General features: G+C 72.2%; 13 protein-coding genes and 1 pseudogene. 4 read left to right on the top strand and 10 right to left on the bottom strand.

Annotation, left to right across the window (positions count from 1 at the left end):
- Nucleotides 1–35: 35 nt before the first annotated feature.
- The gene (locus tag ACH4G3_RS17885) at nt 36–1,241 is read left to right on the top strand and encodes a geranylgeranyl reductase family protein (RefSeq protein ID WP_397625363.1); all 1,206 of its coding nucleotides are present in this window, start codon (nt 36–38) and stop codon (nt 1,239–1,241) included.
- 3 nt (nt 1,242–1,244) lie between these two features.
- Here the strand turns inward: ACH4G3_RS17885 and ACH4G3_RS17880 are convergent, their stop codons facing one another.
- Entirely contained in the window at nt 1,245–1,607 is a 363-nt protein-coding gene (locus ACH4G3_RS17880; protein WP_397625362.1) for a MerR family transcriptional regulator, read from the bottom strand.
- 73 nt (nt 1,608–1,680) lie between these two features.
- On the opposite strand from ACH4G3_RS17880, the gene ACH4G3_RS17875 reads away from it, so the two are divergent.
- The gene (locus tag ACH4G3_RS17875; RefSeq protein ID WP_397625361.1) at nt 1,681–2,541 is read left to right on the top strand and encodes an NAD(P)-dependent oxidoreductase; all 861 of its coding nucleotides are present in this window, start codon (nt 1,681–1,683) and stop codon (nt 2,539–2,541) included.
- An 8-nt stretch (nt 2,542–2,549) separates the two neighbouring features.
- Here the strand turns inward: ACH4G3_RS17875 and ACH4G3_RS17870 are convergent, their stop codons facing one another.
- Complete coding sequence (locus tag ACH4G3_RS17870) at nt 2,550–3,866, bottom strand: phytase (RefSeq protein WP_397625360.1); 1,317 nt, start codon at nt 3,864–3,866, stop codon at nt 2,550–2,552.
- Nucleotides 3,867–4,011: 145 nt separating this feature from the next.
- On the opposite strand from ACH4G3_RS17870, the gene ACH4G3_RS17865 reads away from it, so the two are divergent.
- The gene (locus tag ACH4G3_RS17865; RefSeq protein WP_397625359.1) at nt 4,012–4,917 is read left to right on the top strand and encodes an NAD-dependent protein deacetylase; all 906 of its coding nucleotides are present in this window, start codon (nt 4,012–4,014) and stop codon (nt 4,915–4,917) included.
- Here ACH4G3_RS17865 and ACH4G3_RS17860 read toward each other — a convergent pair.
- The 7 genes from ACH4G3_RS17860 to ACH4G3_RS17830 all read right to left on the bottom strand — a co-directional run bounded on the left by ACH4G3_RS17860 (nt 4,883) and on the right by ACH4G3_RS17830 (nt 12,666).
- Nucleotides 4,883–6,886 carry a spermidine synthase gene (locus tag ACH4G3_RS17860; RefSeq protein WP_397625358.1) on the bottom strand — a complete coding sequence of 668 codons (2,004 nt, stop codon included), beginning with the start codon at nt 6,884–6,886 and terminating at the stop codon, nt 4,883–4,885. The two genes, ACH4G3_RS17865 and ACH4G3_RS17860, sit on opposite strands and share 35 nt — an antisense overlap.
- Nucleotides 6,887–6,924: 38 nt before the next feature.
- Nucleotides 6,925–8,019 (bottom strand): NAD(P)/FAD-dependent oxidoreductase, encoded by a 1,095-nt coding sequence (locus ACH4G3_RS17855; RefSeq protein WP_397625357.1) that lies wholly within the window; start codon nt 8,017–8,019, stop codon nt 6,925–6,927.
- 10 nt (nt 8,020–8,029) lie between these two features.
- Nucleotides 8,030–8,548, bottom strand: a complete 519-nt coding sequence (locus tag ACH4G3_RS17850; RefSeq protein WP_397625356.1) for an isoprenylcysteine carboxyl methyltransferase family protein — start codon at nt 8,546–8,548, stop codon at nt 8,030–8,032.
- The gene (locus tag ACH4G3_RS17845) at nt 8,545–9,633 is read right to left on the bottom strand and encodes a type III polyketide synthase (protein WP_397625355.1); all 1,089 of its coding nucleotides are present in this window, start codon (nt 9,631–9,633) and stop codon (nt 8,545–8,547) included. Before ACH4G3_RS17845 ends, ACH4G3_RS17850 begins: the two co-directional genes overlap by 4 nt.
- 160 nt (nt 9,634–9,793) lie before the next feature.
- Nucleotides 9,794–10,633, bottom strand: coding sequence for a UbiA family prenyltransferase (locus ACH4G3_RS17840; protein ID WP_397625354.1), 840 nt, complete (start codon nt 10,631–10,633; stop codon nt 9,794–9,796).
- A gap of 283 nt (nt 10,634–10,916) precedes the next feature.
- Complete coding sequence (locus ACH4G3_RS17835) at nt 10,917–11,918, bottom strand: hypothetical protein (RefSeq protein ID WP_397625353.1); 1,002 nt, start codon at nt 11,916–11,918, stop codon at nt 10,917–10,919.
- A gap of 88 nt (nt 11,919–12,006) precedes the next feature.
- A complete protein-coding gene (locus tag ACH4G3_RS17830) occupies nt 12,007–12,666 on the bottom strand; it encodes a TetR/AcrR family transcriptional regulator (RefSeq protein ID WP_397625352.1) in 660 nt (219 codons plus the stop codon).
- Nucleotides 12,667–12,782: 116 nt separating this feature from the next.
- Here ACH4G3_RS17830 and ACH4G3_RS17825 point away from each other — a divergent pair, with 116 nt between their 5' ends.
- Nucleotides 12,783–13,901: a serine hydrolase domain-containing protein gene (locus tag ACH4G3_RS17825; protein ID WP_397625351.1), complete on the top strand. Its 1,119-nt coding sequence runs from the start codon at nt 12,783–12,785 to the stop codon at nt 13,899–13,901.
- 125 nt (nt 13,902–14,026) lie between these two features.
- Here ACH4G3_RS17825 and ACH4G3_RS17820 read toward each other — a convergent pair.
- Nucleotides 14,027–14,302: pseudogene (locus ACH4G3_RS17820) on the bottom strand (tetratricopeptide repeat protein); the annotation flags it as partial.
- Nucleotides 14,303–14,318: the final 16 nt, after the last annotated feature.

The raw sequence follows: 14,318 nt of genomic DNA, 5'->3' as shown, positions 1-14,318 counted from the left end.
CCGCCCGCTGCGCCCGACCGCTAGGTGACCTTCGTATGCCTCCTCCTTCCGCCCCCTCCCGCACGCCCGGCACCTGGGACGTGATCGTCGTCGGCGCCGGTCCGGCCGGCGCCACCGCCGCGCGCGTCGCCGCCGAGAAGGGCTGTGCGACGCTGCTGCTGGAGCGCGCCGCCATCCCCCGCTACAAGACCTGCGGCGGCGGCCTCATCGGAGCATCCCTCGCCGCCCTGCCTCCCGGCCTGCCCCTGCGGGTCCACGACACCGCCCGGCAGTTCACCTTCTCGCTCAACGGCCGCAGAGAACGCACCCTCGTCTCCGGTTCCCCGACCATCGCCATGGTCTACCGCAGCGAACTCGACGCGGCGCTGACCGAGGTCGCCGCGGCGGCGGGAGCGGAGGTCCGGGACAGCACCGCGCTGACCGCCCTGGAACAGCAGGGCGGCACCGTCATGGTGAGGACCAACCACGGTGACACGCTCCGCGCCCGGGCTGTAGTCGGCGCCGACGGCAGCGCCAGCAGAGTCGCCCGGTACGTCGGGGTGCGGTGCGCACAGGTCGACCTCGCCCTGGAGGCCGAAGTGCCGGTCGACGAGCGGACAGCGGACCGATGGCGCGGCCGTGTGCTGATGGAGTGGGGGCCTCTGCCGGGTTCCTTCGGGTGGGTCTTCCCGAAAGGGGACGTCTGCACCGCCGGAGTGGTGGCCGCCCGTGGCAACCCCGTCGCCCTGCGCGCCTACAAGGAGGACTTCCTCACCCGCCACGGGCTTGTGGGCCCGCGCCCTCTCCACGACACCGGCCACCTGACCCGGTGCCGCCGCTCCGACTCCCCCCTGGCCCGCGGCCGCGTGCTCGTCGCCGGTGACGCCGCCGCCCTCGTCGACCACTGGTCCCGGGAAGGCATCTCCTACGCACTGTGCTCAGGAGACCTGGCGGGTCATGCCGCCGCCCGTCTCGCCACCTCCGCCGACGACGCGGAGACCGGCGCCATCGCCGACCGCTACGGACGAGAGGTCGATGACATCCTCGGTACCGAAATGCGAGCCAGCGGCACGCTGATGAACCTCTTCTCCCGCAACCCCGGCCTCGTCCACACCGCCCTGACCCGCCTGCCTCCGGCCTGGCGCCGTCTCGACGCCTACATCGCCGGCCGCACCACCGTCGCGGGGATCATGACCACGCCCCTGGCCCGCAGCGCCACTGCCCTGGCCACCCGTCTCCCCCGCCAGGGGGCCCGCGACTAGGGCCTAGCCGGCCAGGCGCCGCTCCGTGGCCTCCAGGTACTCCCGCAGTGTCCGGCGGGACTGGACGAGCGTGTCGATCTGCTCGTCCAGTCCGGCGATGCGCGCCCGCAGCAGGTCCAAGGTCTCCGGACAGGGCCGCAGATCGGGAGCCGCGCCGGTGACGCACGGCTGGAGGTACCCGATCTCCTGGGTCGACAGCCCGGCGTCGAGCAGTTTCCTGATCTGGGCCACGGTCAGCACGGCGTCGTCGCCGTACTCGCGGTAGCCGTTGTCGCCCCGGTCCGGCACCAGCAGGCCCTGCGCCTCGTAGTACCGCAGTTGGTGCGGGTTCACCCCGGTCCGCCGACTCAGCTCCCCGATCAGCACCCGCGTTCCCCCTTGACCTTCATACCGGTGTGAACGTTGACGATTGTGCCACCGACCAGAGAGGGAGCACATGATGCACACCGGCACACCCGTGACGGTTCTGGGCCTCGGACTGATGGGCGGGGCCCTTGCCGGGGCGTTCCTGCGCGCAGGACACCCGACGACCGTGTGGAACCGCACGGCCTCCAAGGCCGACGACCTCGTGGCCCGGGGCGCGACGCTCGCCGGGTCTCCGGCGGCCGCGATTGCGGCCGCCCCGCTCGTGGTGGTCTGCGTCTCGGACTACGACGCCGTGGCGGACGTCCTCGACGGACCGCTCGACGGCCGCGTCGTGGTCAACCTGACCTCGGGCACGCCCTCGCGAGCCCGGGCGTTGGCCGAGGCGGTGGCGCGCCGCGGCGGCGGCTACCTGGACGGCGGGATCATGGCCGTCCCGGATGCCGTCGGCACGGCAGACGCCGTGCTCGTCTTCAGCGGGCCGCGACCGCTGTACGACGCGCACGAGGCCACGTTGGGCGGTCTCGGCGCGGGTTTACACCTCGGCGACGACCCCGGGCTGTCGGCCACGCACGAGATGGCCACGCTCGTCCTGATGTGGGGCATGCTCGACGGTTTCCTCAACGGCGCCGCGATCCTCGGCACGGCCGGTGTGTCCGCCACGGCGTACCTCCCCATCGCACAGAGGGCGGTCGGCACGGTGGCCGGCTGGCTGCCGGAGTACGCGCGGCAGGCCGACGACGGCATCTACCCGGCCGACGACGGCACGCTCGACACGCACCTGGCGGCCATGGCGCACGTGGTCGAGGAGAGCGAGTCGCTCGGCGTCAACGCCCGGCTGCCGAGGCTCGTCAAGGCACTGGCCGAGCGGGCGGTGACGGCCGGTCACGGCGGCAGCGGATACGCGGCGCTGGTGGAGCAGTTCCGCAAGCCGTGAAGGCCGCCTCACAGGTCGGCGGCGTCCACCACGTCGCCCAGGTCGACGAACTTGAAGCCGGTCGCGGTGCGCGTCCCGCCCTCGCCGTCGGGGACCTCGGGGGTCTCGTGACCGTCCTGGACGACCAGCAGGCCGTTCGGGTAGCGGCTGCCGAGCGGGGCGTTCAGGACGGCGGCGCCGTCGCACTCCTGTGCCCCGTCGAGGGTCGCCGAGGCCGCGCCGACGCGGAAGCCGCCCTCGTACTCGTTGTCCTCGCTCACCTCGCGGTCGTACAGGGCGAAGGTGTCGTCGCCCTGGCTGGAGGCGAGCAGGTAGCCGTCCCCGCCGGGCTCCTGGAACAGGGTGAGGCCCTCGACATCGGCCGAGAGGCGATCACCGCCGTAGCCGGGGTCGGCGCCCGCCGCGCACTCCTCGGTCTCCTCGTCGTAGACGCCGGGGACGCCGAACTCGCGGACCTTGTCCACCAGGACCGGCTTGCCGGTGAGGTCGGCGCGGATCCGCCAGATGCCGATGTCCTCCTGGCCGGCGTAGAGCGTGCCGCTGGCGGGGTCCACCACCATGCCCTCGACCTGCGGGAGCTCGCCGGGCTCCGCGCAGGGTGACCAGGTGGTGCCGTTTGGGAGGCGGAAGGACGCGGGCAGGTCGAGTGTGCGGACCTGCTGGTAGGTGACGGTTCCGCTCGCGGTCGGCTTCAGTTCGACCAGCGCGAGGCGGGTCCGCTCCCGCCGGCTGACCAGGGCGTAGGAGCGTCCGGTGGACTCGTCCTGCCAGGTGGCGAGGCCGTAGGCGGTGCGCTGGTCGTTGATCTCGGCCTGGTCGGTGGAGAAGACCGGGGCGGTCGCCGGGTCGGTGATGTCGGTCAGCGGGCCGCCCGGCTTCGACGGGTCGATGCGGTAGAACCGCAGCCGGTCGTTGCCGCGGTCGCTGACGACGGCGACGTCGGCCCGGCCGGTGGAGGTGCGCAGGCCTGTGACGAGGTCGACGTTGTTGTACCGTCCCGGGGCGTCGTCCTCGGCGGGCGGACGGGGCGCCGGCAGCGACTGCACCAAGCGGGCGTCCAGGTCGTACACCCGCAGGCCGCCCTCCTTGGCGGTCGCGATGACGAGGCTGCGGCCGGGGTCGGCCGCGTTGCGCCAGATCGCCGGATCGTCCGCATCGGAGTTGCCGCCCGCCTCGTCGTCGTAGAGGGCGGGGGTCTCGCCGGCGGGCGTGACCGTCGGCAGTCCCTCGTCGTCGGCCCCGGCCCGGGCGGGGGTCAGGAGGGCGAGCAGGGCGGTGCCCAGGACGAGGGCGGCGGTTCTGCGCGGAGTGCGGTGCGTTCTCACAACCACTTCCTTGCTGCTCGATGTCGCGGACATGCCGATCGTGCGGGGAGAACCTTGCGCCCAGGAGACTGTGATCTGTACACGTGATCGCAGGGAAGACGATTGCCCGCCAACTGCCGTTCAGCTCGCGCCGTACCCTGACGGCATGCGCATGCGCCCCACTCTGAGCTGGACGCCCACCGACGACCTGCCGCCGGGCACGACGGATCCGGCGCCGGTCGCCGATGCGCTGAGCACCGGCGGTGTGCTGGTGCTCAGCGGCGCGGGCATCTCCACGGAGTCGGGCATTCCCGACTACCGGGGTGAGGGCGGGAGCCTCAGCCGGCGCACACCGATGACCTACCAGGACTTCACCGCCAGCGCCCGGGCCCGGCGCCGGTACTGGGCGCGCAGCCATCTCGGCTGGCGCACCTTCGGCCGCGCCCGGCCCAACGCCGGGCACCGGGCCGTGGCCGCCTTCGGGCGGCACGGCCTGCTCTCGGGGGTCATCACCCAGAACGTCGACGGCCTGCACCAGGTCGCCGGCAGCGAGGACGTGGTGGAACTCCACGGCCGTCTGGCCCGGGTCGTCTGCCTTGCCTGCGGTGCCTTCAGCCCGCGCCGCGAACTCGCCGAGCGGCTGGAGGAGGCCAATCCGGGCTTCGAACCCGTGGCCGCCGGAATCAACCCGGACGGTGACGCCGACCTCACCGACGCGCAGGTCGCGGACTTCCGCGTGGTGCCCTGCGCGAGCTGCGGCGGCATCCTCAAACCGGACGTGGTGTTCTTCGGTGAGAACGTTCCGCCCCGACGGGTCGAGCACTGCCGTGAACTGGTCCGTGCGTCGGCCTCGCTGCTGGTCCTCGGCTCCTCCCTCACGGTGATGTCCGGGCTCCGCTTCGTCCGGCAGGCGGCTCAGGACGGGAAGCCGGTGCTGATCGTCAACCGGGAGCCGACCCGGGGTGACCGGCACGCCTTCACGCGGGTCTCGCTCCCGCTGGGAGCAGCGCTCACCACCGTGGCGGAGCGGCTGGGCATCACCGTCGACTCACAGGCGGCGGTGCGAAGGTGACAGCAGGCGTCTGATCCCGCCCCGCGAAGCGCATGGCGGTGAACGCCCCGAGGTACAGGACGGCGACGACCAGGAGCAGTGCCTGATAGCCCGTCACCAGGGCGAGGTACTCGATTGCGCCCCCGGTCATCGCGCCGAGCAGGTTCGCGCCGAACGCGGAGGTCGGGTCCGGGGCGAGGGCTAGGCGGTCCGAGAAGATGAGGTTGGCGCAGAAGATCGGGGTGAAGGCCAGGGCGATGGCGGCGGCGAGCCGGGCGGCGAAGGGCAGGGACAGCACCGCGCTCACGGGGACGAGCCAGACCACCGCGAGGGAGCCGAAGAGCAGCAGTTGCAGCAGCAGTTGGTTGACCTTCCGCAGCCTGCGCCGGACCTCCACCGCCGCGAGGACGGCGACCAGGACGCCGAAGAAGACGAGGGCGTTGACCAGCCAGGTCGTGCCGAAGTAGAGGGCGAAGCCGATCACGTTCTTCGTTTCGAGCAGCAGGAAGGCGGCACCGAGCAGGAACATGTCGGTGTAGCGGAGCGCGCTGCGGATGCGGACCCCGGTCAGGCGCACCGACAGGAGCGTCACCAGCAGGATCGCGCCCAGGGCGCCCAGGTAGAGCGTGGGGATGCTCCGGTGCAGCAGGTACGGGAAGGGGTGGTCGTCGCTCGCGGCCGCCGGGACCGCGCCGCTGGGCTGCCAGGCCTTCGCGCAGGACTGGTCGGCGGGTGTCATCCCGGCCACCAGCACGGCGGCGTTCCTCTTGAACGTCGTCATGCAGGGGGCGTGACCGTAGACGTCGTCGAGGCTCCCTGCGAAACGGTCGACCAGCCAGCTCTCGCGGTAGTAGTTGTACATGGCGAACGCGCCGTCCGGCGCCAGGTGATCGCGTGCGGCCTCGAAGGCCTGCCGGGTGAACAGGTAGCTCTCCAGGCGCAGGTTGCTCGCACCGGCGACCAGCGTGAGCGAGTCCGGCAGGGCCAGGACGATCAGGTCGTACTTCGCCTGCGTCCGCTCCAGGAAGGCGCGCCCGTCGTCGATGTGCACGTGCACCCTCGGGTCGTCGTACGGCCTTGCGGGGTGCAGGTCCGAGCCGATCTCCTGGAGCCGGGGATCGATCTCGACCGCGTCCACGTGCTGGGCTCCGTACGCGAGTGCTACCGCGACGTCGTTGCCGTTTCCGGCCCCGATGATCAGCACGCGCTTGTGCGGGTTGCGGGGTGTCTGGTCGTACGCCTGGCGGTAGGGCGAGTCCTTCTGCATCAGCACGGGCAGCGGGGCGGTGCTCTGGTGAGGGACGCCGTTGGCGGAGATGTACCAGGTCCGGGTGGTGGTCGGCGAGGGTTCGAGTTCGATCTTGTAGTAGGGCGACCAGGAGATGCCGCTCGTCGTCGTCTCCAGGAACAGGGCGCCGACCATCGCCGTGAGGGGAATGCCGTACAGCAGGGTGTTGCGCCGCCCTCCGAGGACCAGCAGGGCCGCGGCGGCGAGTACGCCCCACACGACCGACGGAGCACGCAGCCAGGACAGCACAGCGAAGGACAGGGAGCCGGTGATGCTGCCGAGCAGGTCGTAACGGTAGGCGTCGAGCGAGGGAAGCAGGCGGAAGAGATCCGCGGTGATCTTTCCGATCCCGGCCATGATCACCGCGGTCAGCAGGAAGATGGCCGGCAGCGTAACCCACTCGGGAAGGCCGGTGGTCTTCACGGCGGTGAAGTAGAGGACCTCGCTGCTGTTCTGGCGCACCTGCACCGGGTATTCGCGCACCAGGATGACCAGCAGCGCGAGCGGAACGGGTGTCCAGCGCTTGAGCCACTGTCCGCGCTCGGCGGGGATCAGGAAGCCGATGCCGATGCCGAGGAACGATCCCAGCAGGATGAAGTTCGAGAAGTAGCTCAGGTGGACGACGTTGGCACCCGCCCATCTGATCAGCGCCAGCTCGATGAAGAGCATGGTCGTGCTGGCCAGTACGAGCCTCCAGCGCACCGATCGCACTGTTTGCCCTGACTCGGTCCGCTTCATGGTCATTTACGGTGCCATCCCTGGTGCGGTGAGTCGAGGTGCCGTGCCGCGCCGCTGTGTATTACTCCGCGCGGGCCCACCGGGCCCGCCAGCATGGCGACGGTCGCGGAGAACAGCCACGGCAGCCGTTGCGCGACCGGCACCAGCGCCGCGCGAAGCGGGGGCTTGCGCGTGGCGCCGAGCAGTGCGTGCGTCAGCCAGCGGTAGCGCCGGGTGAGCCGCCGCCACTCCCGCTCGTAGGCCGCCGGGTCACCGCCGGTGATGGCCCGCACCGCGGCAGGTGCCTGCGCGAGCGCCAGCGCGATGCCCTCGCCGGTGAGCGCGTCGACGTACCCGGCCGAGTCGCCCACGAGCAGCACCCGGCCGGCGGTGCGCGCGCTCGCGATCTGGCGGAGCGGGCCTGCTCCCCGTACCGGTCCGGCGACGGCGGCCCCGGCCAGCCGCTCCCGCAACTCGGGGAAGGCGGCGAGGTGGTCGTCGAACGGCCGGCGGACCGTGGTGAGCACCGCGACGCCCACGAGGTCATCGGCCACGGGGGTCACATATGCCTCCGCTTCGCGCGCCCAGTGCACCTCGACGTGGTCGCTCCAGGGGGCGAGCGCGTAGTGGCGCCGCAGCCCGTGCCGCGGAGGGGACCGGCGCGGCCGGTTCAGCCCGAGGGCGCGGCGGATCGGCGAGTGCAGGCCGTCGGCGGCTACGAGATGGCCGGCGCGGATGCCGTCGACCACCACCCCGTCCTGGTCCTGCTCGACGTGACGCGCGGTGCGCTGGTCGACGCGTACGCCCGCTGCCAGCACCGCCTCGCGCAGCAGCGCGTGCAGCGTCGTACGACGCACTCCGCGCCCCGGGCCCGCTCCGAAGTCGGCGTCGACGCGGCGGGGTCCGGCGACGTAGCGGATACCCCGCAGGTCGCGCCCCGGCGGGTGCACGCCCAACGCGGCCAACGCGGTGACGGCGCCCGGCATCAGGCCCTCGCCGCACGCCTTGTCGACGACGCCGGCGCGCTGCTCCCAGACGGTGACGTCGAGGCCTGCCCGGGCCGCGTGCAAGGCCGTGGCCAGGCCCGCGGGTCCCCCGCCGACGACGAGCAGATCCATGTGTGCCTCCTCAGGCCAGCCGTGTCAGGGCGGCGTCCTCGGCGCGGACGCGGGTGGCGAGCAGGAGCCCGTTGAGCGCGGTGAAGACGACCGCCGTGATCCAGGCCGAGTGCACGAGCGGAAGCGCGAGCCCTTCGGCGGCGACGGCGACGTAGTTCGGGTGCGGGATCCAGCGGTAGGGTCCGCCGGTCACTCGCGCGGCGCCGGGCACGACGATCACCCGGGTGTTCCACTGCCGGCCCAGCGTGGCGATGCACCACCAGCGCAGCCCCTGCGCGAGCACGACAAGGGCGAGCATCGACCAGCCCAGGACCGGTACGACGTCCGGCCGGCGCAGCCACACCTCCGCCAGCGCGCCGACGAGCAGGCCGGTGTGCAGCACCACCATGAACGGATAGTGCCCCCGCCCGGACTCCACGCCGCCCCGCGCGAGGCTCCAGGCGGCGTTGCGTTGGGAGACGGCCAGCTCGGCGACCCGCTCCAGGCCCACGGCCAGCACCAGGAGGGTGAACCAGGCCTCGCCGCTCACTGCCCACCACCCGGGGCGCGCAGGAGTACGAGTTCGGAGCAGAAACCCGGGCCCATGGCGAGCATCAGGCCGTAGGAGCCGGGCGGCGGCGGTCGGTCGGCGAGCGTGTCCGCAAGGACGTGCAGCACCGAGGCGGAGGACAGATTGCCGATCCGGCGCAGCGACTCCCAGGTCACGCCCAGCGCGTCCCGCTCGACGCCGAGGGCTTCCTGCAACGCCTCGAGGACCTTGGGGCCGCCCGGGTGGGCGACGTACCAGTCGAGGTCACGGCCGGTCAGCCCGTGATCGGCGAGGAATCCGCGGACGTCGTCGCCGACGTGTCGGCGCACCAGGTCGGGGACCGCGGAGTCGAGGACGACTCTGAACCCGCCGGAGCCGACGTCCCAGCCCATCATGCGTTCCGAGTCGGGGTAGAGGCGGCTGCGCGAGGCGAGTACTTCGGGAGCGGCGGGGTCGTCGGTCTGTGCCAGAGGGTGCTCGCGCCCGACGGCGACCACGGCGGCGGCGCCGTCCCCGAACAGGCCGCTCGCCACGGCGTTGGCGACCGAGGTGTCGTCGCGCTGGAGCGTGAGGGAGCACAACTCGACGGACATCAGCACCGCGACGGCGTCGGGGCGCCCGCGCAGCAGGTCGTTGAGGCGGGCGATGCCGGCCGCGCCGGCGACACAGCCGAGACCGACGAGGGGCAGGCGCACCACGTCGGGGCGCAGTCCGATCTCCGCCGCGACCCGGGCCTCCAGGGAGGGCACGGCCAGGCCGGTCACCGTGCAGGAGACGATGTAGTCGACGTCGGCCGGTGTGAGGTCGACGCTCTTGAGCGCGTCGACGACCGCCCGGCCGCCGAGTTCGACACCGGCCCGGATGAAGACGTCGTTCGACTGGCCGAAGTCCTCGATCCGGCCGTACTCCTCCAGCGGCAGCACGGTGTGCCGGGTCTCGACGCACACGTTGCGGTGGAGCCGCTCGACGACGCCGCGATCGACCGTGTTCCCGACCAGCGTGGTGGTGAAGGACTCGGTGATCTCCTGCTGCCGGTGGCAGTGCTCGGGCAGGGTGCCGCGGACGCTGAGGACGCGCATGGTCATGCTGGCTCCTGGGACGGGGCGGTGGGACGAGGGGAGCACCCGGCCGAGGCCGAGCGCGAGCTCGACCGTGACGGTGAGCGCGAGGGCTGGGGCGGGACTGCCGGGGCGGTCGTGGCGGGAGACGGGCCGGCGCCGGCCGGAGCGATGTCTGCCGGTCCCATCAGGCGACCGTCAGCAGCACGACGTCGAGCAGGGCGATGGTCACCGCGGCACGGAAGGGAGTGCGCCCGCGGCCGAACCAGGTGAGCCCCGCGAGGACGGTGACGAGCGCCAGGGCCGTCCAGGCCCATGCCGGAGGGGGTCCGGCGGGACCGGTCACGGCGAGCACCGAGGCGGCGGTGAGCAGCGCGGCGGCCAGCACGCGCGAGGGGCGTTCGCCGATCCGGTGCGGCAGGCCGCGGATCCCGGTTGCTTCGTCGTCGGCGAGGTCGGGCAGCACGTTGAGCAGATGCGCTCCGACGCCGAGCGCGGCGCCGGCCGCGGTCATCCACCAGGGCGCCCAGTGAGGGGGTGAGGCGGCGAGGGTCACGACCGAGGGCAGTGTCCCGAAGCCGCAGGCGTACGGCACCCATGACCAGGGGGTCGCCTTGAGGCCGAAGTTGTAGGCGTGGCCCGCGCCGGTGGCGAGGACGATGTTGACGAGTGCGCTGCGCCAGCCGGCGAGCGCGGACAGCACGAGGGAGGCCAGAGCGGCCACGACGAGGGCACGTGCCACCCAGCCGGCCGGGAGGGAACCGACGGCCAACGGCTTGTCGGTGCGGCCCACGGCGCGGTCGCGCGAGCGGTCGAGCAGGTCGTTGCCCCAGCCGATCGTGAGCTGGCCGGTGAACACCGCCGCGGTGACGGCGGCGGCGGCCGGCGGGCGCAGGCCGGCGCGGAGCGCCAGCAGGCCCGTGACGGCGGTGACGGCCAGAGCGGGCCCGCCGTGGGCGGCGGCGAGCAGCGCGAGCGCACGCGGTGGTCCGGGGCGCGCGGGGGCCGTGCCGGCGGTCACGGGCATCGCCCCACCGCGTCCGGCGCCCGGTTGATCGCATCGCCGAGGGCGCTGGACACCGTGCGAGGACGCAGCACGGTCCCTTCGCTGCGCCCGTCCCCCGCTCTGTTTCCGGTCATCCAGCACCACGGCCCGTCGTCACCGGTGATCACGTTGCGCATGCAGGATCGGTCCCACGTTGCCCGCCCGCTCACACGGGGTGGTCCGGCATCCGGTGGAACGGGCACGTCCGGAAGGGCAGCCGTGCGTGCCAGACCCCGCGTCTGCGATCTGATCCAAACGACAGGCCCTAGGTCAGGGTTTCCCCGACCCGGTGCAGGTAGCTGAAGTCGTGGTCCCGGCGGGCCCTGCTGAGCGGGCGGATCTCGCGGGTGGCCACGTTCAGCGCGTAGCCGCCCACCGCTCCGAGCACCCAGGTCAGGCCGGGCTGCACCACGCCTCCGGCGGCGGCCGCGAGGGCCAGGGTCACCATCACGGACCGGTCGACCCATGCCATCCGGCTGCTCCTGGCGGCGGCCCGGTAGTCGTCGACGGACTCCTCGATCTCCCGGCGCAACTGGGCCAGGACGTCGGCGGGGTGCTCGTAGTCGCGGCGGAGGTCCCCGAGCATGCGGTGCAGAGCCCGCATCAGGCGGTGCCGCTCGTCGGCGTATCGCTCGCGGAAGGCGACGACGTCGGCGGTCGGGGTGCCGGGGACGGGCAGGGGCAGGAGCTTGCCGAGTTCCAGTTCCCAGGCGGGCAGCCGGTCCTCGCCGGCGGGACGCAGGGCCCATCGTTGCGCGTCCACGCGGTCGGTACAGGGGACGTACGAGACGCGGCGGCCGGCGGCGATCTCGCGGGCCAGGGTGCCGATGACCAGTTGCTGGACTTCCTGCGGGACGACGAGGCTCCAGTAGTCCCCCCGGTACGGCCGGGCCAGGCGGAGTGAGAGGAGTTCCCGCTCCAGCCAGAAGCTCATCTTCGAACCGTAGAGGTACGCGTCCGGGAAGGACAGCCGGTGGCGGTGCGGGGGGACGGCCATCCTGCGCAGTTCCTGCAGCAGGACGCGGGAAGCCTGGCCGCGGTCCTGGCCCCATTCAGGGTCGTCCAGCTCCTCGATGTCGCCCAGCTCGAAGGTGACGGGCGTGTACAGGCGCCGCTCCTTCAGCTCGTGCAGTTCCGCGGGCACGGCGACGTCGTACTCCCGGCTGTCCTGCGGCACGATGGACGCGATGCCGTCCCAGTAGAGCAGCGCCTGGTGCAGGATCTCCGTCGGCGGCTTCACGAGCGGGTAGTACAGCAGGACCGCCACGGCGCCTCCTCGTACGCGAACTCACCGCCGGATGGCGGCGCAGCATCCCGAACATAGCGTGGCGCTCCACGGCGGCGGTGTCGACGGGCTAACTGCGGCGAAGTGCGGCCTCGACGTCGGCGAGTTGGGCGGCGAGGAGCTCCTCGAACGCGGCGCGGCGGTCCGCGCCCAGGGGGCGGACGTCGCGGGCGAAGTGGGCCAGGGCGGGGAAGCGTTCCGGGTCGGCGCCGAGTACCGCGACGCGGAACAGCTCCATGCCCTGTTCGTGCTCTTCGGGGGTGATGGTGCTGACCCCGGCCTCGGAGGCGATCAAGGCGGCGATGAGGACCGCGAGCCGGTGGTAGCGCGCCGGGATCTCCTCGTCGGGCAGCCCCGACTCGCGCAGGGCCTGCAGCACCTCTTCCATGACCAGCCGGGATCCGGCGCCGCCTGACGCGTAGCGTCCCCAGACCGCGGCGAGCTGGGGCTGCCGGCCGAAGGCCTCCCGCACGCGCAGGGCCAGGGCGGTGATGCGCTGCTTCCAGTCGCCCTCGGGACGGTAACCGTCCATGGCGGCCATCAGGATCCGGTCGGCGACCGCGCGCAGCAGTTCGGTCTTGCTGCGGAAGTGCCGGTAGAGGCTGGAGGAGTCGGTCCCGAGCGCCGCGGCGAGCTTGCGCACGCTGAACGACTCGGCGTCGCTCGTGCGCAGCAGTTCCGCCGCCGCATCCAGGATCTCCTCGGTCGACCAGCGCCTTCGGCCTGCCATCTCACCCTCTTTCGTCGAGACTCAGCCTAGCTTATGCACTCACTGTTGCACGCACTGCGTGCATAATGAGGGCATGAGCGCCTGCCGGGCGACCCGGGAATGAAAGGACGCAGGTCATGAGGAACCCACTGGATCCCGCGAAGCTGAACGCCGCCATGGAAAACGTCCACCGTGCCGGCATGCCGGGCCTGTTCGCCGAGGTGCGTGACGGCGACCAGGTCTGGCGCGGTGCAGCCGGGGTCGCCGATCTCGCCACCGGCCGCCCCGTCACCGCCGACATGCGGCACCGCGTCGGCAGCATCACCAAGACCTTCACCACCGCGGCGGTGCTGCAGCAGGCCGAGAGCGGTCGGATCGGTCTCGACGAGCCGATCGGCCGGTACCTTCCGAGGCTGGTTCCCGGGGAGCGCGGTGACGCGATCACGGTCCGGATGCTGATCAACCACACCAGCGGCCTCGCCGAGTACCTCCCTTACGCCTATCCCTCCCTCAAGGCGCTCCCCGCCCTCGCGGACACCGGGCCCGAGAGCCTGGACGACAACCGGCTCACGCGGTTCCACCCCACCGAACTGATCGAGATGGGGGTCACCGCACCTGCCGTCGGAGCACCCGGCGGCACTCCGGGGGTGTACTCCAACACCAACTACCTGCTCCTCGGCGAACTCCTGGAACACGTGACCGGCACGACGGCCGAGCGGTACATCACCCGGAACGTCATCGAGCGCGCCGGGCTCCGGGACACCGAGCTCCCCGCCGAACCGTACGTCGAGGGACCGCACTCGCGGATCTACGAGGCGTGGTTCGGCATGATCGACCCGCCGCGCGACTACAGCGTCTACGACATGTCATGGGTGGGGCCGGCCGGCTCGCTGATATCGACCGTCGCGGACCTCAACCGCTTCTTCGGCATGCTGCTGGCCGGCGAGATCGTCAGCCCGTCGTCGCTGGAGCAGATGCAGCGCACCGTCCCGGTCGTCTCCCAAGAGGGAAAGACGATCGACTACGGCCTCGGTCTGCACCCGATGGAGGCTCCCGGCCAGGACACCTTCTGGGGTCATGGCGGCACGGTCTGGGGTGCCGGCACGCTGGCCATGATCCGAGCCGACGGCAAGCGGCAGATGTCCGTCGCGGTGAACCTGCAGCGGTGGAACAGGCTCGACTCCTCGGGCAGGCCTCAGCCGCATCCGATCGACGACGCACTCGCGGCTCTCCACCGCGTGGCGATGTACGGCTGACAGGTCCGTTCAGCCGTCCTTGCGCCGGTCGAACCACATCGTCGCCACCGCCGACAGCAGACCGGCCCAGAACAGCACCTGCGGGACCGTGCGGTCCGTCCACGGGATCTGGGTGATCAGCAGGGCGCAGGCCAGTCGAACCCCGCCCGCCGTTCCGGGGATTGCGCCGGCGCCGGGGCCGGCGCGCCCATCGCCCGGGCCATCAGGTCACGGGCCTGGATGTCACCCGGCGCGTGCTGAAGGGCCACGGCCGCCTCGGCTACGGCCGCCTCGGCTACGGCCGCTTCCGAGCGGCCCGCCTCCAGCAGGAGCTGGGCCAGATGCAACCGCAGAGGTACGTCGGCGGGAGCGGCGGCGACGGCGGTACGCAGACTCTGTATCAGCGGGGAGTCATCCTGCATGATCCACAGACTGGCC

Origin of the sequence: Streptomyces afghaniensis, assembly GCF_044327915.1 — a bacterium.
GTDB classification, from domain to species: Bacteria; Actinomycetota; Actinomycetes; order Streptomycetales; family Streptomycetaceae; genus Streptomyces; species Streptomyces afghaniensis.
This window is presented reverse-complemented; position numbering and strand designations above follow the sequence as displayed.

Bases quoted from the DNA above. Each gene is read 5' to 3' on its own strand.
- ACH4G3_RS17885 (WP_397625363.1), top strand. From the start codon at position 36: ATGCCTCCTCCTTCCGCCCCCTCCCGCACGCCCGGCACCTGGGACGTG.
- ACH4G3_RS17875 (WP_397625361.1), top strand. From the start codon at position 1,681: ATGCACACCGGCACACCCGTGACGGTTCTGGGCCTCGGACTGATGGGC.
- ACH4G3_RS17865 (WP_397625359.1), top strand. From the start codon at position 4,012: ATGCGCATGCGCCCCACTCTGAGCTGGACGCCCACCGACGACCTGCCG.
- ACH4G3_RS17855 (WP_397625357.1), bottom strand. From the start codon at position 8,019: ATGGATCTGCTCGTCGTCGGCGGGGGACCCGCGGGCCTGGCCACGGCC.
- ACH4G3_RS17845 (WP_397625355.1), bottom strand. From the start codon at position 9,633: ATGACCATGCGCGTCCTCAGCGTCCGCGGCACCCTGCCCGAGCACTGC.
- ACH4G3_RS17840 (WP_397625354.1), bottom strand. From the start codon at position 10,633: ATGCCCGTGACCGCCGGCACGGCCCCCGCGCGCCCCGGACCACCGCGT.
- ACH4G3_RS17830 (WP_397625352.1), bottom strand. From the start codon at position 12,666: ATGGCAGGCCGAAGGCGCTGGTCGACCGAGGAGATCCTGGATGCGGCG.
- ACH4G3_RS17825 (WP_397625351.1), top strand. From the start codon at position 12,783: ATGAGGAACCCACTGGATCCCGCGAAGCTGAACGCCGCCATGGAAAAC.